Origin of the sequence: Pseudomonas alkylphenolica (assembly GCF_016009175.1) — a bacterium.
Taxonomy (GTDB): domain Bacteria; phylum Pseudomonadota; class Gammaproteobacteria; order Pseudomonadales; family Pseudomonadaceae; genus Aquipseudomonas; species Aquipseudomonas alkylphenolica_B.
In genome coordinates this window covers 1-18,306 of the sequence record NZ_JADUCM010000043.1, presented here as the reverse complement: position 1 = coordinate 18,306, position 18,306 = coordinate 1, and the positions used below count along the sequence as shown (strand labels likewise).

17 protein-coding genes are annotated in these 18,306 nt (G+C 62.0%); 13 read left to right on the top strand and 4 right to left on the bottom strand.

What is annotated here, in order from left to right; all coding sequences use genetic code 11:
- The first annotated feature begins 81 nt into the window (after window positions 1–81).
- The 4 genes from I5S59_RS24255 to I5S59_RS24240 all read left to right on the top strand — a co-directional run bounded on the left by I5S59_RS24255 (window position 82) and on the right by I5S59_RS24240 (window position 4,284).
- The gene (locus I5S59_RS24255) at window positions 82–1,479 is read left to right on the top strand and encodes an FAD-binding oxidoreductase (protein WP_197878825.1); all 1,398 of its coding nucleotides are present in this window, start codon (window positions 82–84) and stop codon (window positions 1,477–1,479) included.
- Between the two features lie 41 nt (window positions 1,480–1,520).
- Window positions 1,521–2,186: a fumarylacetoacetate hydrolase family protein gene (locus tag I5S59_RS24250; protein WP_197878824.1), complete on the top strand. Its 666-nt coding sequence runs from the start codon at window positions 1,521–1,523 to the stop codon at window positions 2,184–2,186.
- Between the two features lie 165 nt (window positions 2,187–2,351).
- Entirely contained in the window at window positions 2,352–3,284 is a 933-nt protein-coding gene (locus tag I5S59_RS24245) for an SdiA-regulated domain-containing protein (RefSeq protein WP_197878823.1), read from the top strand.
- An 85-nt stretch (window positions 3,285–3,369) separates the two neighbouring features.
- Window positions 3,370–4,284 carry an SdiA-regulated domain-containing protein gene (locus I5S59_RS24240; RefSeq protein WP_197878822.1) on the top strand — a complete coding sequence of 305 codons (915 nt, stop codon included), beginning with the start codon at window positions 3,370–3,372 and terminating at the stop codon, window positions 4,282–4,284.
- Between the two features lie 29 nt (window positions 4,285–4,313).
- On the opposite strand, the gene rpiA is transcribed toward I5S59_RS24240, so the two are convergent.
- On the bottom strand, window positions 4,314–4,985 hold the full coding sequence (gene rpiA / locus I5S59_RS24235; protein WP_128323216.1) for a ribose-5-phosphate isomerase RpiA: 672 nt from the start codon (window positions 4,983–4,985) through the stop codon (window positions 4,314–4,316).
- A 135-nt stretch (window positions 4,986–5,120) separates the two neighbouring features.
- On the opposite strand from rpiA, the gene ilvA reads away from it, so the two are divergent.
- Both ilvA and I5S59_RS24225 read left to right on the top strand, forming a co-directional pair.
- Window positions 5,121–6,635 carry a threonine ammonia-lyase, biosynthetic gene (gene ilvA / locus I5S59_RS24230; protein ID WP_128323217.1) on the top strand — a complete coding sequence of 505 codons (1,515 nt, stop codon included), beginning with the start codon at window positions 5,121–5,123 and terminating at the stop codon, window positions 6,633–6,635.
- 38 nt (window positions 6,636–6,673) lie between these two features.
- Complete coding sequence (locus I5S59_RS24225; protein ID WP_197878821.1) at window positions 6,674–7,102, top strand: DUF2269 family protein; 429 nt, start codon at window positions 6,674–6,676, stop codon at window positions 7,100–7,102.
- Window positions 7,103–7,210: 108 nt separating this feature from the next.
- On the opposite strand, the gene I5S59_RS24220 is transcribed toward I5S59_RS24225, so the two are convergent.
- Window positions 7,211–7,867 (bottom strand): HAD family hydrolase, encoded by a 657-nt coding sequence (locus tag I5S59_RS24220; RefSeq protein ID WP_197878820.1) that lies wholly within the window; start codon window positions 7,865–7,867, stop codon window positions 7,211–7,213.
- A gap of 140 nt (window positions 7,868–8,007) precedes the next feature.
- Here I5S59_RS24220 and I5S59_RS24215 point away from each other — a divergent pair, with 140 nt between their 5' ends.
- Both I5S59_RS24215 and ptsP read left to right on the top strand, forming a co-directional pair.
- A complete protein-coding gene (locus I5S59_RS24215; RefSeq protein WP_010222140.1) occupies window positions 8,008–8,487 on the top strand; it encodes an RNA pyrophosphohydrolase in 480 nt (159 codons plus the stop codon).
- 22 nt (window positions 8,488–8,509) lie between these two features.
- Window positions 8,510–10,789, top strand: a complete 2,280-nt coding sequence (ptsP, locus tag I5S59_RS24210) for a phosphoenolpyruvate--protein phosphotransferase (RefSeq protein WP_197878819.1) — start codon at window positions 8,510–8,512, stop codon at window positions 10,787–10,789.
- Window positions 10,790–10,869: 80 nt separating this feature from the next.
- On the opposite strand, the gene I5S59_RS24205 is transcribed toward ptsP, so the two are convergent.
- The gene (locus I5S59_RS24205) at window positions 10,870–11,616 is read right to left on the bottom strand and encodes an NRDE family protein (protein WP_197878818.1); all 747 of its coding nucleotides are present in this window, start codon (window positions 11,614–11,616) and stop codon (window positions 10,870–10,872) included.
- A gap of 129 nt (window positions 11,617–11,745) precedes the next feature.
- Between I5S59_RS24205 and I5S59_RS24200 the strand changes: the two genes are divergently transcribed.
- From I5S59_RS24200 to I5S59_RS24190, 3 genes are read left to right on the top strand one after another with little or no spacing between them, the layout of a single operon-like run.
- On the top strand, window positions 11,746–12,528 hold the full coding sequence (locus I5S59_RS24200) for a sulfite exporter TauE/SafE family protein (protein ID WP_128323222.1): 783 nt from the start codon (window positions 11,746–11,748) through the stop codon (window positions 12,526–12,528).
- Between the two features lie 14 nt (window positions 12,529–12,542).
- On the top strand, window positions 12,543–13,352 hold the full coding sequence (gene lgt / locus I5S59_RS24195) for a prolipoprotein diacylglyceryl transferase (RefSeq protein ID WP_197878817.1): 810 nt from the start codon (window positions 12,543–12,545) through the stop codon (window positions 13,350–13,352).
- 49 nt (window positions 13,353–13,401) lie between these two features.
- A complete protein-coding gene (locus I5S59_RS24190) occupies window positions 13,402–14,373 on the top strand; it encodes a thymidylate synthase (protein WP_197878816.1) in 972 nt (323 codons plus the stop codon).
- A 135-nt stretch (window positions 14,374–14,508) separates the two neighbouring features.
- Here I5S59_RS24190 and cadR read toward each other — a convergent pair whose 3' ends face one another.
- Window positions 14,509–14,952, bottom strand: a complete 444-nt coding sequence (gene cadR / locus I5S59_RS24185; protein WP_197878815.1) for a Cd(II)/Pb(II)-responsive transcriptional regulator — start codon at window positions 14,950–14,952, stop codon at window positions 14,509–14,511.
- 82 nt (window positions 14,953–15,034) lie between these two features.
- Here cadR and I5S59_RS24180 point away from each other — a divergent pair, with 82 nt between their 5' ends.
- Together I5S59_RS24180 and I5S59_RS24175 are read left to right on the top strand one after the other, a co-directional pair.
- Entirely contained in the window at window positions 15,035–17,269 is a 2,235-nt protein-coding gene (locus tag I5S59_RS24180) for a heavy metal translocating P-type ATPase (protein ID WP_197878814.1), read from the top strand.
- A gap of 7 nt (window positions 17,270–17,276) precedes the next feature.
- Window positions 17,277–18,146, top strand: coding sequence for a LysR family transcriptional regulator (locus I5S59_RS24175; RefSeq protein WP_197878813.1), 870 nt, complete (start codon window positions 17,277–17,279; stop codon window positions 18,144–18,146).
- Window positions 18,147–18,306: the final 160 nt, after the last annotated feature.

Genomic DNA, 18,306 nt, shown 5'->3' with positions numbered 1-18,306 from the left:
GCATATGCACCCCCAGATGCGCCCATCCCTGGCACGTGAAGAGTGCTCAGGGTGACTATGAATAGTTCGAGAGTTCTATTGATGACCGATTCTGCATTGCTTGATGAGCTGAAGACCCTGGTTGAGCCTGGCAAGGTACTCACCGACGCGGCTTCCCTCGAGACGTACGGCAAGGACTGGACCAAACACTTTGCTCCAGCGCCCCTGGCGATCGTGTTTCCCAAGAGCACCGAACAGGTTCAGGCCATTGTCCGCTGGGCCAACCGGCACGCTGTGGCGCTGGTGCCTTCGGGCGGGCGTACCGGCCTGTCGGCGGCGGCTGTGGCGGCCAATGGCGAGGTGGTCGTGTCATTCGACTACATGAACCAGATCCTGGCGTTTGACGAGTTCGACCGCACGGTGGTCTGCCAGCCGGGCGTGATCACCGAGCAGTTGCAGAACTTCGCCGAAGACAAGGGGCTGTACTATCCGGTGGACTTCGCTTCGGCAGGTTCCAGCCAGATTGGCGGCAACATTGGCACCAATGCCGGCGGTATCAAGGTAATTCGCTACGGCATGACCCGCAACTGGGTCGCAGGCCTGAAAGTCGTCACCGGCGCTGGCGACCTGCTTGAGCTGAACAAAGACCTGATCAAGAACGCCACCGGCTACGACCTGCGCCAGCTGTTCATCGGCGCCGAGGGCACCCTGGGCTTTGTCGTCGAGGCCACCATGCGCCTGGATCGGGCACCCAACAACCTCACGGCGATGGTGCTGGGGACGCCGGACTTCGACTCGATCATGCCGGTGTTGCACGCCTTCCGCGACAAACTCGATCTGACCGCATTCGAGTTCTTTTCGGACAAGGCCCTGGCCAAGATCATGGGCCGAGGCGATGTGCCTGCACCTTTCGATACCCCATGCCCGTTCTATGCCCTGCTGGAGTTCGAAGCCAGCAACGAAGAAGTCGCCAACGATGCGCTGGCCACCTTCGAGCATTGCGTGGAACAAGGCTGGGTGCTCGATGGCGTGATGAGCCAGAGCGAGCAGCAGTTGCAGAACTTGTGGAAGCTGCGCGAATACATCTCCGAAACCATCTCGCACTGGACGCCATACAAGAACGACATTTCGGTAACTGTGTCGAAAGTGCCGGCGTTTTTGCGGGATATTGATGCGATTGTCGAAGAAAACTACCCGGATTTCGAAGTGGTCTGGTATGGCCACATCGGCGATGGCAACCTGCACCTGAACATCCTCAAGCCCGATGACCTGAGCAAGGACGAGTTCTTTGCCAAGTGCGCCACGGTGAACAAATGGGTATTCGAGATCGTGCAGCGCTACAACGGCTCGATCTCTGCTGAACACGGTGTGGGCATGACCAAGCGTGATTACCTCACGTACAGTCGCTCACCCGCAGAAATCCAGTACATGAAGGCCGTGAAGGCGGTTTTCGACCCTAACGGGATCATGAACCCGGGCAAAATCTTCGCGGTCGAGTAAGTCCAAGGCATCAACGCTTTCCATAGCGCCAGGAGTCGGAAATGAGCTATCAGCACCAGTATGTAGACGGCACGCGAATTCACTTTCCGCTAGGGAAAGTGGTGTGCATCGGGCGTAACTATGCCGAGCACGCCAAGGAGCTGGATAACCCGATCCCCACCGAACCGCTGCTGTTTATCAAGCCGGGCAGTTGCGTGGTGCCGGTTGAGGGTGGCTTCAAGATCCCGGCCGAGCGTGGCTCGGTGCACTACGAGGCGGAGATCGCCGTATTGCTGGGCAAGTCGCTGTCGCTGGCGCCTAGCGAAGAAGAAGTGCTCGACGCCATTTCCGGTTTCGCCCCGGCGCTGGACCTGACCCTGCGCGACCTGCAGGCCGAGCTCAAGGCCAAGGGCCTGCCGTGGGAGCGCGCCAAGTGCTTCGATGGCGCCTGCGTGCTGACGCCGTTCGTCTCGGGCAGCACCTTCGAAGACCTCGCCGATATCGGTATCCGCCTGACCATCAACGGCGAAGTGCGCCAGGACGGGAACAGCGCGCTGATGCTCAACCCGATCGTACCGATGATCCAGCACATGGCATCGCAATTCAGCCTGCAAGCGGGCGACGTGATCCTCACCGGTACACCGGTCGGGGTGGGTCCGCTCAACCCGGGCGATGACCTGGTGCTGGAATTGCCTGGCGTAAGCCGTTTCGAAAGCAAAGTGCTGTAACGTCCGCTGTGGCAGCCAGTCACCCTGGCTGCCGTCGCTATTGTTGAGCCCGGTGGTCGGGCTTTGCCATTTTTTTCACAAACAATCCGGATAATCTTTGCCGGCCTGGTGCTGCAAAGAGTGCTGGCGTTGTGTTATTAACTGGCAAAAAAGAGCACTCATTCCATGGCCACTCCCCTTCCTTCCCGCGGTTCCTTGTCCTCTGCGCGCAAGCGCCATCTCGCGTTGCGTTGGTCCACCTGGGTGGCTGCGGCGGCAATCATCGGCTACGGCGTGGCCATTGCCATGCATTGGGATGATCGTGGGGTGTTGTGGCTGCAGGAGCGTTTCGAAACGCCCGCTGAGCAACAAGCCAGCATCTGGCTGCCGGACTACCAGGCCGATATCGACGCCAAGGTGTTGCCAGGCATGGAGGACGATGAAGCGTCCGACCTTACCTATAACCCGGCCAGCAAAACCCTGTTTGCGGTCATGGGCAAGAACCCCTTCCTGGTCGAACTGACCCTCGACGGCGACGTGTTGCGCAAGATGCCGCTGGTCGGCTGGAGCAACCCTGAAGGCGTGGCGATGCTCGAAGGCGGGCGTCTGGCGATTGTCGACGAGCGGGATCATACCCTGACCATCGTTACCCTTACGGCAGACACTCAGTCGCTGAATATCGCCGACTTCACGCCTTACGATCTGGGGCCTTCGGCCAACCAGAACAAAGCCTTCGAAGGGGTTGCCTGGGACCCGTTGCAAAAACGCATCCTGCTCGGGGAAGAGCGTCCGCCTGCACTGTTCTCGTTGAGCAGTGATGGCCACAGCCCGCTGACCGGCGACAAGCAGCGCCTGCCAAACGACGAGCTGGACCTGCGCAACCTGTCGGCGCTGGGTGTTGACCCGCGTACCGGCCACCTGCTGGTGTTGTCTGCCGACTCCAACATGTTGCTGGAGCTGGACGAGAAGGGCGAACAGGTGAGCTTCATGACCCTGCTCGGTGGCTTCAACGGCTTGAGCAAGCGTATTCCGCGCGCCGAAGGCGTGGCCATGGATGAGCACGGTACCCTGTACATCGTCAGCGAGCCGAACCTGTTCTATCGTTTCAAGAAGTCCTGATTCAGGAACGTTCCTACGACGGGATTAAGTTTGGTTTCAGTTGCATGTGGTTAGATTCAGGCCGTCCCCTACCGAGTCCACCTGAATGCGCCGCTCCATCCGCCTGCCCCTGATTGTGCTTGCCGTCGGCCTGCTGGCCCTGCTTCTGCTTGTTGCAGCGGGGCAGCATTACCGGCTGTTCGAGCGCGGCTGGTTCAACCTGAAAACCTGGTGGCAGCCTACAGAACAGGGTATTGGCCTGGGCCAGTATCGCGCGGTGCTGCAGGCCATACCGGTCGAAGGCCTGGATGACGACGTCTCGGCGCTGACCTACGACCCCGACCGCAACAGCCTGTTCACCGTGACCAACCAGCGCTCCGAGCTGATCGAGCTGTCACTGGACGGGCGTATTTTGCGGCGGGTGCCACTTACCGGTTTTGGCGATCCGGAGGCGGTGGAATACGTCAGTACCGGCAGCTACGTGATTACCGATGAGCGCGAGCAACGCCTGATTCGCGTGCGCTTGAACGACAGCACACGGTTTCTGGATGCCAAGGATGCCGAGCAACTCACCTTGGGTATCGGCCTTAACGGCAACAAGGGCTTTGAGGGGCTGGCTTACGACGCGGTGGGCAAGCGCCTGTTTGTCGCCAAAGAGCGTGACCCGATGCTGATCTACGAGGTGCATGGTTTTCCCCATGACAACCCGGAACAGCCCTTCGCGGTGCATGTCGTGCAGGACCAGAAGCGTGATTCACGGCTGTTCGTGCGTGACTTGTCGAGCTTGCAGTTCGATGAGCGCAGCGGCCATTTGCTGGCCCTGTCGGATGAGTCGAAGCTGGTGGTCGAGCTTGATACCAAGGGCAAGCCCCTGAGCACGATGTCGTTGCGCAAGGGCTTCCAGGGGCTGGAGCAGAGCGTGCCCCAGGCCGAAGGCATCGCCATGGACGATGCCGGGACCATTTACCTGGTCAGCGAGCCGAACCTGTTCTACGTGTTCAAGAAGCCGGCCGAGCAGTAATTGCGGGGGCAGCGGGGCCGCCCCAACCCTCAGGCCTTGAGGGTCTTGACCCCTTCAGGGGTGCCCAGCAACAGCAGGTCGGCCGGACGCGCGGCAAACAGGCCGTTGGTGACCACGCCGACAATCGCATTGATCTGGCTTTCCAGCTCCACTGGATTGGTGATCTGCATATTGAACACGTCGAGAATGATGTTGCCGTTGTCGGTGATCACCCCTTCACGATAGACCGGGTCGCCGCCCAGCTTGACCAGCTGGCGCGCCACATGGCTGCGGGCCATGGGGATGACTTCCACCGGCAGCGGGAACGCGCCAAGTACAGGGACCAGTTTGCTGGCGTCGGCGATGCAGATGAAGGTCTTGGCCACGGCGGCAACGATCTTTTCGCGGGTCAGGGCAGCGCCACCGCCCTTGATCAGGTTCAGGTGCTCGTCGCTCTCGTCGGCGCCGTCGACATAGAACTCAAGGTCGCTGACGGTGTTCAGCTCGTACACTGGAATGCCGTGGCCTTTCAGGCGCGCGGCAGTGGCTTCGGAGCTGGCAACGGCGCCGTCGAAGGCGGTCTTGTGCTTGGCCAGGGCGTCGATGAAGCAGTTGGCGGTCGAACCGGTGCCGACGCCGACAATGCTCTTGTCGTCGAGCTTGGGCAGAATGAAATCGACAGCGGCCTGGGCGACAGCCTGTTTGAGTTGGTCCTGGGTCATGCGGGCTCCGAAACGGGGAGGAGTATCGTGAAGGCGCGTAGTATAGCGGCTAAAACCCGGCACTTGCTGTGGTCGCCCGACAAGGCGCTGGGGTAGACTTCCAGCCCCGCCCAACCGCTCAGTGATGCTTTCCCGATGCTCGAACAGTACGTCAAGAAGATCCTCACCTCGCGCGTTTACGACGTTGCGGTCGAAACCCCGTTGCAGACCGCTGGCCAGCTGAGCAAGCGCCTGGGCAACAACATCCTGCTCAAGCGCGAAGACCTGCAGCCGGTGTTCTCCTTCAAGATCCGCGGCGCCTACAACAAGCTGGCCCAGCTGACGCCTGAAGAGCTGGCTCGTGGCGTGGTTACCGCCTCGGCCGGCAACCATGCCCAGGGCGTGGCGCTGGCGGCGCGGGAACTGGGGATCAAGGCGACGATCGTCATGCCCAAGACCACCCCGGAAATCAAGGTTGAGGGCGTACGCTCGCGCGGTGGCAAGGTCGTGCTGCACGGTGATTCGTTCCCGGAGGCGCTGGCCTACTCGCTGAAACTGGTCGAGGAAAAAGGCTTCGTCTATATCCACCCCTACGACGATCCGCACACCATTGCCGGGCAGGGCACGGTGGCGATGGAAATCCTTCGTCAGCACCCGGGCCAGCTGGACGCGATTTTCGTACCGGTGGGCGGCGGCGGCCTGATCGCCGGCATCGCTGCTTATGTGAAGTACCTGCGCCCCGAGATCAAGGTCATTGGTGTTGAGCCGGACGACTCCAACTGCCTGCAAGCCGCCATGGCCGCGGGTGAGCGGGTGGTATTGCCGCAGGTCGGGCTGTTTGCCGACGGCGTGGCGGTGGCACAGATCGGCCAGCACACCTTCGACATCTGCAAAGAGTATGTCGACGAAGTGGTGACCGTCAGCACCGACGAGATCTGCGCTGCAATCAAGGATATCTACGACGATACCCGCTCGATCACCGAGCCTGCCGGCGCCTTGGGTGTGGCAGGGATCAAGAAGTATGTCGAGCTCAAGGGTGTCAGCGGGCAAACCCTGGTGGCCATCGACTCGGGGGCCAACGTCAACTTCGACCGCTTGCGCCATGTTGCCGAGCGCGCGGAGCTGGGTGAAGGGCGTGAGGCGATCATCGCCGTGACCATTCCCGAGCAGCCGGGCAGCTTCAAGGCGTTCTGCGAAGCGATCGGCAAACGCCAGATCACCGAATTCAACTACCGCTACCACGCCGATGGCGAGGCGCACATTTTCGTTGGTGTACAGACCCACCCGGACACCGATCCGCGCAGCGCCCTGCTGCAGAGCCTGACGGATCAAGGCTTCCCTGTACTCGACCTGACCGACAACGAACTGGCCAAGCTGCATATCCGCCACATGGTCGGCGGCCATGCGGCGCGGGTCAGCGACGAGCTGGTGCTGCGTTTCGAGTTCCCGGAGCGGCCGGGGGCGCTGTTCAACTTCCTCAACAAGCTGGGTGGGCGCTGGAACATCTCGATGTTCCACTACCGCAACCATGGCGCGGCAGATGGTCGCGTGGTCGCCGGCCTGCAAGTTCCGGATGATGAGCGGCACCTCGTACCGGCGGCGCTGGCCAAGATCGGCTACCCGTACTGGGACGAAACCGACAATCCGGCCTACCGCCTGTTTCTGGGCTGAGCGACTAAGCTCAGGGCAGTCCACAAGGAAGCAATGACATGGAACACCTGACTACCCTGAAGGCGCTGCATATCTCGGCAACCGTGTTGTTGCTGGGCAGCGCCCTTGGCCTGGCGATCTGGACCTGGCTGGCGCGTCGAAAGGGCGATGCCACGGCGCACACCCGCTTGATGCAGCGGCCGTTGGTGTTCGTCTGGTTGTTGATGGGCATTTGCCTGGTGAGCATGCCGGTCACCGGCTGGTGGCTGGTGCACCTGATCGGCTGGCCGCTGGGCCAGACCTGGCTGCTGGCCTCCAGCGTGATTTACACCGTCGGGGCGTTCAGCTGGTTCTGGCTGCTGGCGCGGGTGAATCGCTGGCGTACGGCGCCGACGGTCGGCGGCGCAACCTTTACCCTGGTGCTGGCGGTGTTCAGCGGTGTGTGCTTTATCGCCATCGCCGGCCTGATGGGCGCCAAGCCAATCTGACGGCGGCGCGCCTTATCGCCGGCCATGCCGGCTCCCACAGAGATTGGTGAATCACACAGAACCTGTGGGAGCCGGCAAAGCCGGCGATGGGCTGCACAGCAGCCCTGATCAGTCGCGCAGGCTGATCACCGGCCATCCACGCTTCTCGGCCTCGGCCCGCAGGTTCGGGTCCGGGTCCACAGCCACCGGGTTGGCCACCTGCTTGAGCAGCGGCAAATCATTCAGCGAGTCGCTATAGAAGTAGCTGCCTTCGAGGTTAAAGCCGTTTTCTTCAAGCCAGCGGTTCAGGCGCGTCACTTTGCCTTCACGAAAGCAGGGTATATCGGTACTGCGCCCGGTGTAGCGGCCACCGGCCATTTCGCACTCGGTGGCCAACAGGGTTTCAACGTCCAGGCGTTTGGCAATCGGGCCGGTGATGAAACGGTTGGTCGCGGTGATGATGACCAGCTTTTCGCCCGCGTCGCGGTGCTTTTTCAGCAGGGCCAGGGCTTTGGGCAGGATGATCGGCTCGATGCAGTCACGCATGAAGTCGGCATGCCATTCGTCGAGCTGGGCCATGTCGGTAGCGGCGAGGATCTCCAGGGTGAATTCCAGGTAGGCATTCAAGTCCAGCGTGCCGGCCTGGTAGTCCTGATAGAAAGCATCGTTACGATTCTTGTACGCCACCGGGTCGAGAATGCCGCGTTCACACAGGTAGTCGCCCCACGCATGATCGCTGTCGCCACCCAGGAGCGTATTGTCCAGATCGAATAAAGCCAGGCGCATCGCAGTCACTCGCATAACTTCTGAAAAGTCCCACAGAATACGGACTTTTCACATCGGTGCACATAAGGTAAACAGGCGCGTTGCTGGCCTTGTGGGCTTTGTGGAACAATGCCGTGACATGCGTTTGCGAGGTTGCTGCCGTGATCGACCCCGATGGTTTTCGCCCCAATGTTGGGATCATTCTTACGAATGATCTCGGGCAGGTGCTATGGGCTCGGCGGATCAACCAGGATGCCTGGCAGTTTCCCCAGGGTGGTATCAACCCTGAAGAAACGCCGGAAGATGCCCTGTACCGCGAGCTGAACGAAGAAGTGGGGCTGGAACGCGATGATGTTGAAATTCTTGCCTGCACCCGCGGCTGGTTGCGTTATCGTTTACCCCAACGTCTGGTCCGTACCCACAGCCAACCGCTGTGCATCGGCCAGAAGCAGAAATGGTTTCTCCTGCGCCTGGTCTCGAACGAGCAGCGGGTGCGGATGGATTTGACCGGTAAGCCGGAGTTCGATGGCTGGCGCTGGGTCAGTTATTGGTACCCGCTGGGCCAGGTGGTGACATTCAAGCGCGAGGTTTACCGCCGCGCTCTCAAAGAGCTTGCCCCGCGCCTGCTGGCGCGCGACTGACGACGGAGTTCGACCCCGAGCCATGCTCAATACGCTGCGCAAGATCGTCCAGGAAGTTAACTCCGCCAAGGATCTCAAGACGGCGTTGGGGATCATTGTGTTGCGCGTTAAAGAGGCCATGGGCAGTCAGGTCTGTTCGGTCTACCTGCTCGATCCCGAGACCAACCGCTTCGTGCTGATGGCCACCGAGGGCTTGAACAAGCGCTCGATCGGCAAGGTCAGCATGGCGCCCAACGAGGGCCTGGTCGGTCTGGTCGGCACCCGGGAAGAGCCGCTCAACCTGGAAAATGCCGCCGATCACCCGCGCTACCGTTACTTCGCCGAAACCGGTGAAGAGCGTTTTGCCTCGTTTCTCGGTGCACCGATCATCCACCACCGTCGCGTGGTCGGGGTGCTGGTCATCCAGCAAAAGGAGCGTCGCCAGTTCGACGAGGGTGAAGAAGCCTTCCTGGTGACCATGAGCGCCCAGCTCGCCGGTGTAATTGCCCACGCCGAAGCCACCGGGTCGATCCGTGGCCTGGGCCGTCAGGGCAAGGGTATCCAGGAGGCCAAGTTCGTCGGTGTGCCCGGTTCTCCCGGCGCTGCCGTGGGTAAGGCGGTGGTCATGCTGCCGCCGGCCGACCTCGATGTGGTGCCGGACAAGAGCGTCGATGACATCAACGCCGAGCTGGTCCTGTTCAACAACGCCCTGGAGGGTGTGCGCGAAGACATGCGCAACCTCTCCGCAAAACTTGCCACGCAGTTGCGCCCGGAAGAGCGCGCCTTGTTCGACGTCTACCTGATGATGCTCGAAGATGCGGCCCTGGGCGGCGAAGTGGTGCAGGTGATCAAGACCGGGCAGTGGGCCCAGGGCGCCTTGCGCCAGGTGGTCGGCGAGCACGTCAACCGCTTCGAGCTGATGGACGACGCCTACCTGCGGGAGAGGGCTTCCGATGTGAAGGATCTGGGCCGGCGTCTGCTGGCCTACCTGCAGGAAGCACGGCAGCAGACGCTGGTCTATCCCGATAACACCATTCTGATCAGTGAAGAACTGACCCCGGCGATGCTCGGCGAAGTGCCGGAAGGCAAGCTGGTGGGCCTGGTGTCGGTGTTGGGCTCGGGCAACTCCCACGTGGCGATCCTGGCCCGGGCCATGGGTATCCCCACGGTAATGGGCCTGGTCGACCTACCGTATTCGAAAGTCGACGGCATCGACATGATCGTCGATGGCTACAAAGGTGATGTCTACACCAACCCCAGCGAAGTGTTGCGCAAGCAGTACGCCGAGGTGGTCGAGGAAGAGCGCCAGCTGGCCCAGGGCCTGGATGCCTTGCGCGAGCTGCCATGCATTACCCTCGATGGACACCGCATGCCGCTGTGGGTCAACACCGGCCTGCTTGCCGATGTTGCACGTGCCCAGCAGCGCGGCGCCGAAGGCGTCGGGCTGTACCGCACCGAAGTGCCCTTCATGATCAACCAGCGCTTCCCCAGCGAAAAAGAGCAGCTGGCGATTTACCGCGAGCAACTGGCAGCCTTCCACCCGTTGCCGGTCACCATGCGTAGCCTGGATATCGGTGGTGACAAGGCACTGTCGTATTTCCCGATCAAGGAAGACAACCCCTTCCTTGGCTGGCGCGGTATCCGCGTAACCCTCGACCACCCGGAAATCTTCCTGGTGCAGACCCGTGCCATGCTCAAGGCCAGCGAAGGCCTGAACAACCTGCGCATCCTGCTGCCGATGATTTCCGGTATTCACGAACTGGAAGAAGCCCTGCACCTGATCCACCGTGCCTGGGGTGAAGTGCGTGACGAAGGCACTGACGTACCGATGCCGCCGGTGGGGGTGATGATCGAAATCCCGGCGGCGGTGTACCAGACCCGCGAGCTTGCGCGTATGGTGGACTTCCTCTCGGTCGGTTCCAACGACCTGACCCAGTACCTGCTGGCGGTCGACCGCAACAACCCGCGTGTTGCCGACCTCTACGACTACCTGCACCCTGCGGTGCTGCAAGCGCTGCAGAACGTGGTGCGCGACGCCCATGCCGAAGGCAAGCCGGTGAGCATCTGCGGCGAGATGGCCGGTGACCCGGCTGCGGCGGTGCTGTTGATGGCCATGGGCTTCGACAGCCTGTCGATGAACGCCACCAACTTGCCGAAGGTCAAGTGGATGCTGCGCCAGGTCAGCCTGGGCAAGTCCAAGGAACTGCTGGCCCAGGCCATGGGTATCGACAACCCGCAAGTCATCCACAGCTCGCTGCAGCTGGCCCTGAAAAACCTGGGCCTGTCGCGGATGATCAACCCCGGTTCCGCCAAGAATCTCTGACACCTAAGGCCTTCGCGGGTAAACCCGCTCCCACACTGTGGGAGCGGGTTTACCCGCGAAGCGTCACGCCAGCGATAGCGTCAAACCTGCACGTCCACTTCCCCAAGGTGCCCCCCGAACGGCCCGAAACTGCGCTCCACCAGGCGCCGTCGGCCATCGGCCTCGACGATCAGCACGGTACTGGCCCGCGTCCCGTAGTTCTGGCTGGCGATGAACACACTCGACAACAAGCGTTCGGTACCGAGCCCCACACCGGTTTCCGGAAGCTCGCTGTCTGCAGCCTGCTGACTGTCCCCCAGCAAGGCGAGTAACGGTTCGGGCTGCGGATCGTCCAGGTGCTGGCTGAGCACGCTGCGTGCCTTGAGCAGCTTTGGCCACGGGGTGTCGAGCCCGGCATTGGACAAACCGTAGACCCCTTCGCCAAGCAGCTTCACCCGGGCGTCCCGGGCATTCAGGTAGCCCAGCGAATGGCCGTCACCGATCAGCAGGTTGAATCCCGAGTACTGCTGGCTGCGGCTGGCGACCTGGTCCAGATAGGCCTCGACACCCAGCTCGCCGCGCAAAAACGCCGCCACCAGCTCGCCCCTTGAGCGTGGGCCTTGCGGCTGGTGCGGGTCGCGGATGTTGGTCAGCGCGGCAAAACGCCCAGCCGGGCCAACGCCCAGCCAGGTGCCGCCGGCTTCCAGGTCGCGTCCGGCGACAACCCCCGGTGCATCCTCCCAGGTGCCCAGCATGCGGCTGGGACGGGCATAGAACTCATCGCGGTTGGCCGCGACGATCAGTGGCTGGGCATGCCCGGGGCGCCAGGCAAAAACGATCAGACACATAGGTGGTCCTCTGTGTTTTTGTTCACTCTACCGATAGCGCATGGCCGGATCTATAGACTAAACGTGTCTTCACTAGAGCCGCAGGCCTCCCTTCCGTTACCATGCCGGACTGAATTTACGGGGGCGACAATGGAATTCGTGCTCTATCTGCTGCTGGGCGCCTGTGCAGGCGTGCTGGCCGGGCTGTTCGGCGTTGGCGGCGGGATCATCATCGTGCCGGTGCTGGTCTTCAGTTTCACCTTGCAGGGCTTTGACGCCTCGGTGCTCACCCACCTGGCCGTCGGCACCTCGCTGGCGACCATCGTGTTTACCTCGATCAATGCCATTCGCGAGCACCACCGCAAAGGCGCGGTGCAATGGCCGATCTTCATCTGGATGACCCTGGGCATCCTGCTCGGTGCCGGTATCGGCGCCAAGACGGCTGCGGCGATCCAGGGCCCGATGCTGCAGAAGATCATCGGCGTGTTCGCCCTGGTGATTGCCGTGCAGATGGCCCTGGACCTCAAGCCCAAAGCCAGTCGCGGCATCCCTGGCAAAGCCGGGCTGACGGCGGCAGGCGGGGTGGTCGGCTGGGCGTCGGCGATTTTTGGTATTGGCGGCGGGTCGTTGACCGTACCGTTCCTGACCTGGCGCAGCCTGCCGATGCAGCAAGCCGTGGCGACGTCTTCGGCGTGTGGCTTCCCGATTGCGGTGGCCAGTGCCCTGAGCTTTATCTGGCTGGGCTGGCACGAGCCGCAGTTGCCTGCGCATAGCCTGGGCTTTGTCTACCTGCCAGCGCTGTTGGGGATTGCCCTGACCAGCATGTTTTTCGCCCGCTTTGGCGCGCGCCTGGCGCATAAACTGTCGCCACGTCTGCTCAAGCGGCTGTTCGCCGCACTGTTGTTCTGTGTCGGCCTGAGCTTTTTGCTTTAACGAGAGGAGTCACCATGCTGCCTTACCCGCAGATCGATCCCGTGGCCATTGCCTTGGGACCGCTGAAAATTCACTGGTACGGCCTGATGTACCTGGTCGGCATCGGTGGTGCCTGGCTGCTGGCTTCGCGCCGGCTGAACCGCTTCGACCCGACCTGGAGCCGCGAAAAACTCTCGGACCTGGTGTTCTGGCTGTCGATGGGCGTAATCGTCGGCGGACGCCTGGGCTATGTGCTGTTCTACGACCTGCACGCCTACCTGGCCAACCCGGCGCTGATCTTTGAAGTGTGGAAGGGCGGCATGTCGTTCCACGGCGGCTTTATCGGCGTGATGCTGGCGGCCTTGTGGTTCGGCAAGCGCAACAACAAGTCATTCTTCGAGCTGATGGACTTCGTCGCGCCGCTGGTGCCGATCGGCCTGGGTGCCGGGCGTATCGGCAACTTCATCAACGCCGAACTGTGGGGCAAAGCCACCGACGTGCCATGGGCCATGGTCTTCCCGCCGTTCAGCGACCCGGCCCAGTTGCCACGTCACCCGTCGCAGCTGTACCAGTTTGCCCTGGAAGGTGTGGCATTATTCCTGATCCTTTGGCTGTACTCGCGTAAACCGCGCCCGACCATGGCCGTTTCCGGCATGTTCGCGCTGTTCTACGGCATCTTCCGCTTCATCGTGGAGTTCGTGCGGGTACCCGACGCCCAGCTCGGCTACATTGCCTTCGGCTGGTTGACCATGGGTCAGCTGCTCTGCGTGCCGATGATTGTCGGTGGCATCTTCCTGATCTGGTGGGCCTACAACCGTAAACCCACGGCCAAGGCCGCCGTTTGATTTTCCACGGCAGGGGCGATCCCCCTGCCGTCTTTGCTACAGGTAAGCCATGAAACAGTATCTAGATCTGGTCCGCGACGTCATCGAAAACGGCACCCTGCAGGGTAACCGTACCGGTATCCGCACCATCAGCCTGCCTGGCGCCATGCTGCGCTTTGACCTGCAGAAGGGCTTTCCGGCCATCACCACCCGCAAGCTGGCGTTCAAGTCGGCCATTGGCGAGATGGTGGGTTTTCTGCGCGGCGTGAAGAACGCCGGCGAGTTCCGTGAGCTGGGCTGCAAGGTCTGGGACCAGAACGCCAACGAAAACGCCCAGTGGCTGGCCAACCCGTTCCGCCAGGGCCACGACGACCTCGGTGAGATCTACGGTGTGCAATGGCGCCAATGGCCGGCCTACAAGCGCATTCCGCTGAGCAACCCGGCCGCGATCGAACTGGCGCAGAGCCAGGGCTTCCAGGCGATTGCCCAGTCTGAAGAAGATGGCGAAGCCTTTGTCGTGCTGTACAAGGCAATCGACCAGATTCGCCAGTGCATCGACACCATCCACAACGACCCGGGCAGCCGCCGCATCCTGTTCCACGGCTGGAACTGCGCCCAGCTCGACGAAATGGCCCTGCCGCCGTGCCACCTGCTGTACCAGTTCCACCCGAATGTCGAGACCAGGGAAATCTCCCTGACCCTCTACATCCGCTCCAACGACCTGGGCCTGGGCACACCGTTCAACCTCACCGAAGGCGCCGCACTGCTGTCGCTGATGGGCCGCCTGACCGGCTACACGCCGCGCTGGTTCACCTACTTCATCGGTGATGCGCACGTGTACGAAAACCACCTGGACATGCTGGGCGAGCAGCTCAAGCGCGAGCCGCTGGCAGCGCCGAAGCTGGTCATCAGTGATCGCGTACCGGAGTTTGCCAAGACCGGCGTGTACGAGCCGGAGTGGCTGGAGAAGGTCGAGCCGAGCGACTTCAGCCTGGAAGGTTACGAGCACCATGCGCCCATGACGGCGCCGATGGCGGTCTGATTTACGCGTCTTCAATCACTGCCCAATCCTTTTCTCAGGATTAGGGTGGCAGCCTTTCGCGGGTAAACCCGCTCCCACAGGTACGGTGCAGCGTTCTGTGGGAGCGGGTTTACCCGCGAAAAGGCCACAGGCAATTCAGTGCCCGTGGCTCCTGCCCACATGCGAGTGTTCCGCCTCGGGCGCCGTCACCGCACCGTTGACCTCCAGGTGCTGGAGGATCGAACACTGAGCTTCTTTGGGATGGCAATGCTGGCGCAGCTCCAGCAATTGCGCCTGCAACGCCTGCAACCCTTCGATTCGTGCATTGACGTGCTGGATATGCTCGTCGATCAAGGCGTTGACGCTTTCACACTGGTCGTCCGGGCTGTCGCGCAGGCGCAGCAGGCTGCGGATCTCTTCCAGGGTCATGTCGAGGGTGCGGCAGTTGCGGACGAAGGTCAGGCGCTCGACGTGGGCCTGGGTGTACAACCGATAGTTACCTTCGCTGCGCGCAGGCTCTGGCAGCAGGTTTTCCCGCTCGTAGTAACGGATGGTTTCCACGGCGCAGTCGGTGGCCTTGGCCAGTTCTCCGATCTTCATCTGAAAATACCTCGGCAGGTTGCTTGACCCTATAGTGGCTACAGGGTGTTCACTTGGCAACAGGACATTTAGGGATGAACCCATGAACCAGCCTGTCAGCCATACCCCGGGTAAAGACCCGCATGATCACGCCAGCCATAAGCATGCCCATAGCTGCTGCTCCCATGACGCCGCGCCGGCATTGGTGCAGTTGAGCGAAGCGGCCAGTTCCACGGGGCGCCTGAGCCGCTTCCGGATCGAGGCCATGGACTGCCCGACCGAACAGACGCTGATCCAGAACAAACTGGGCAAGCTGGACGGGGTCGAGCAGCTGGAATTCAACCTGATCAACCGCATCCTCGGCGTGCGCCATACCCACAGCGACACCCTGGCCATCGAGCAGGCCGTGGCTTCGCTGGGCATGCAGGCGGAACCGTTGTCAGACACCAGCGAACAAGCCGCCCCCGAGCCTGCCCCGGTGAAAAAGCACTGGTGGCCGCTGGCGCTGTCGGGGGTGGCGGCGATTGCCGCCGAGGTCATTCACTTCACCGCGCTGGCACCCAACTGGGTGGTGGCGCTGGTGGCGTTGCTGTCGATCCTCTGCTGTGGCCTGGGTACTTATAAAAAGGGCTGGATCGCCCTGAAGAACCGCAACCTCAACATCAACGCGCTGATGAGCATCGCGGTAACCGGCGCGGTATTGATCGGGCAATGGCCGGAAGCGGCCATGGTCATGTTCCTGTTCACCGTTGCCGAGTTGATCGAAGCCCGCTCGCTGGACCGCGCGCGCAACGCCATCGGCGGCTTGATGCAGTTGAGCCCCGACATGGCCACGGTGCAGCAAGCCGATGGTCAATGGCGTGAAGTCGAAGTCGGCCAGGCCGCGTTGGGCGCCCTGGTGCGTTTGCGTCCCGGTGAGCGGGTAGGCCTGGATGGCGAGGTGGTCAGCGGCCAGTCGAGCATCGACCAGGCGCCGATTACCGGCGAGAGCCTGCCGGTGGAAAAAGGGCCGGGTGACAAGGTGTTCGCAGGCACCATCAACCAGGCCGGTGCACTGGAGTACCGGGTAACGGCGGCCGCTGGGCAATCGACGCTGGCACGCATCATCAAGGCAGTAGAAGAGGCGCCGGGCGCCCGCGCCCCGACCCAGCGTTTCGTTGATCAGTTTTCGCGCATTTACACGCCGGCGGTATTTGCCATGGCGCTGGCGGTTGCGCTGATTCCGCCGCTGTTCATGGCCGGTGCCTGGTTCGACTGGATCTACCGCGCCCTGGTGTTGCTGGTGGTGGCGTGTCCGTGCGCCCTGGTGATTTCTACGCCGGTGACCATCGTCAGCGGGCTGGCGGCGGCAGCGCGCAAAGGCATTCTGGTCAAGGGCGGGGTGTACCTCGAAGGCGGTCGCAAGCTGGACTTCCTCGCGCTGGACAAGACCGGCACGATCACCCACGGCAAACCGGTGCAAACCGATCATGTACTGCTTGAGCCGTTGTTCGAAGGGCGTGCCCAGGCACTGGCTGCCAGCCTTGCCGACCGCTCCGATCACCCGGTGTCGCGTGCCATTGCGGTATGGGCCAACGAACAGCAATTGCCCCTGAGTGACGTCACCGCGTTCGAAGCTCTGGCCGGTCGCGGTGTACGTGGCGAAATCGACGGTCAGCTGTATCACCTGGGCAATCACCGCCTGGTCGAAGAGCTGGGCTTGTGCTCGCCGCAGCTGGAAGCCCGGCTCGATGCTCTGGAGCGTCAGGGCAAGACCGTGGTGCTGCTGCTCGACACGTCCGGCCCGCTGGCGTTGTTCGCGGTGGCCGACACGGTCAAGGAAAGCAGCCGCGAGGCCATTGCCGAACTGCATGCCCTGGGTATCAAGACTGTCATGCTCACCGGTGACAATCCCCACACTGCCGAGGCGATTGCCGCGCAAGTGGGCATCGACCAGGCCCAGGGCAACCTGCTGCCGGCCGACAAGCTGAAGGCGATCGACGACCTGTATGGCCAGGGGCATCGGGTCGGCATGGTCGGCGACGGTATCAACGATGCGCCGGCGCTGGCCCGCGCCGAGATCGGTTTTGCCATGGCGGCGGCCGGTACCGACACGGCGATCGAGACGGCCGATGTGGCGCTGATGGATGATGACTTGCGCAAAATCCCTGCCTTCGTCAGGCTTTCGCGCCAGACCGCGGCGATCCTGACCCAGAACATCGTCCTGGCCCTGGGGATCAAGGCGGTATTCCTGGCGATCACTTTCGCCGGTATGGCAACCATGTGGATGGCGGTGTTCGCCGATATGGGCGTGAGCCTGTTGGTGGTGTTCAACGGCCTGCGTCTGCTGCGCAAATAGAGGATGTATGTTGAGTTCCGAGTTGAAAGCCTTCTACATGGTTGCCCGCCTGGGCAGCATCACCCTGGCGGCGAAGAAACTCGGGCTCAGCCAACCGACGGTGACCACGCAGATCCGCAACCTGGAAAGCCAGTACGCGGTAGAGCTGTTCTACCGTGGCGGCCGCCGCCTGACCCTCAGCGATGACGGGGCGCGGCTGTTGCCGATGGTCAAGACGTTGCTGCAGCAGGAAGCCGATATCGAGTTCTTTCTGCGCAACAGCGGTCAGGTCCAGGGCAGCTTGCGCATTGCCGCTACCGCGCCGTATTACATCCTCGATCTGGTGAAGATCTTTCGCGAGCGCCTGCCGCATGTCGAGGTTTCCGTAGAGATCGGCAATTCCCAGCAGGTCCTCGAGCTGCTTGAGGACTACCGGGTGGACATTGCCGCGTCGTCACAGCTGCTTGAGGACACGCGCCTGGTTCGCCGGGTGCTGGGTACCGATCCGCTGGTGGTGGCGGTGCACCGCAATCATCCGCTCGCCAGCCGCGAGTCGCTGCCGTTGTCGGCGCTGGCCGGGCACTGCTTGCTGGTGCGTGAGCAAGGGTCGACCACACGCAAACTGACTGAACAGATGCTTGAAGAGGCGGGGGTCAAGGTCGGTTCGATACTGGAAATCGGCAGCCGTGAGTCGATTCGTGAAGCGGTGCTGCGCAATATCGGCATCAGCATCATTGCCCGCCATGAAGTGCCGCATAACCCGGAATTGCGGGTGCTGAGCCTGGACAACGCACCAGTGATGCACGAGTACCTGTATTGCCTGAAAGAGCGGCGCCAGGCGCGCCTGCCTGCGGCCTTCCTGGGCCTGGCCCAGGAAGTGTCGGCGCTGGAGATCTAATCAATCGCCAGCAAGCCGGCTCCTACACCCACCTGTAGGAGCAACTGTCTTTGGATCTCTTTCTAAGAAGATCTTTTTTCAGCATGACCCGGTCGGCGATGGTGCTAAAGCAGCATCGCTGATAAGGCTGATCCAAACCCAACCTCCAAATGCAGTCCGA

Coding starts and splice junctions, on each gene's coding strand:
- ptsP (WP_197878819.1), top strand. CDS start 8,510: ATGCTCAATACGCTGCGCAAGATCGTCCAGGAAGTTAACTCCGCCAAG.
- cadR (WP_197878815.1), bottom strand. CDS start 14,952: ATGAAGATCGGAGAACTGGCCAAGGCCACCGACTGCGCCGTGGAAACC.
- I5S59_RS24245 (WP_197878823.1), top strand. CDS start 2,352: ATGGCCACTCCCCTTCCTTCCCGCGGTTCCTTGTCCTCTGCGCGCAAG.
- I5S59_RS24240 (WP_197878822.1), top strand. CDS start 3,370: ATGCGCCGCTCCATCCGCCTGCCCCTGATTGTGCTTGCCGTCGGCCTG.
- I5S59_RS24220 (WP_197878820.1), bottom strand. CDS start 7,867: ATGCGCCTGGCTTTATTCGATCTGGACAATACGCTCCTGGGTGGCGAC.
- I5S59_RS24255 (WP_197878825.1), top strand. CDS start 82: ATGACCGATTCTGCATTGCTTGATGAGCTGAAGACCCTGGTTGAGCCT.
- I5S59_RS24190 (WP_197878816.1), top strand. CDS start 13,402: ATGAAACAGTATCTAGATCTGGTCCGCGACGTCATCGAAAACGGCACC.
- I5S59_RS24205 (WP_197878818.1), bottom strand. CDS start 11,616: ATGTGTCTGATCGTTTTTGCCTGGCGCCCCGGGCATGCCCAGCCACTG.
- ilvA (WP_128323217.1), top strand. CDS start 5,121: ATGCTCGAACAGTACGTCAAGAAGATCCTCACCTCGCGCGTTTACGAC.
- I5S59_RS24250 (WP_197878824.1), top strand. CDS start 1,521: ATGAGCTATCAGCACCAGTATGTAGACGGCACGCGAATTCACTTTCCG.
- I5S59_RS24175 (WP_197878813.1), top strand. CDS start 17,277: ATGTTGAGTTCCGAGTTGAAAGCCTTCTACATGGTTGCCCGCCTGGGC.
- I5S59_RS24180 (WP_197878814.1), top strand. CDS start 15,035: ATGAACCAGCCTGTCAGCCATACCCCGGGTAAAGACCCGCATGATCAC.
- rpiA (WP_128323216.1), bottom strand. CDS start 4,985: ATGACCCAGGACCAACTCAAACAGGCTGTCGCCCAGGCCGCTGTCGAT.
- lgt (WP_197878817.1), top strand. CDS start 12,543: ATGCTGCCTTACCCGCAGATCGATCCCGTGGCCATTGCCTTGGGACCG.
- I5S59_RS24225 (WP_197878821.1), top strand. CDS start 6,674: ATGGAACACCTGACTACCCTGAAGGCGCTGCATATCTCGGCAACCGTG.
- I5S59_RS24200 (WP_128323222.1), top strand. CDS start 11,746: ATGGAATTCGTGCTCTATCTGCTGCTGGGCGCCTGTGCAGGCGTGCTG.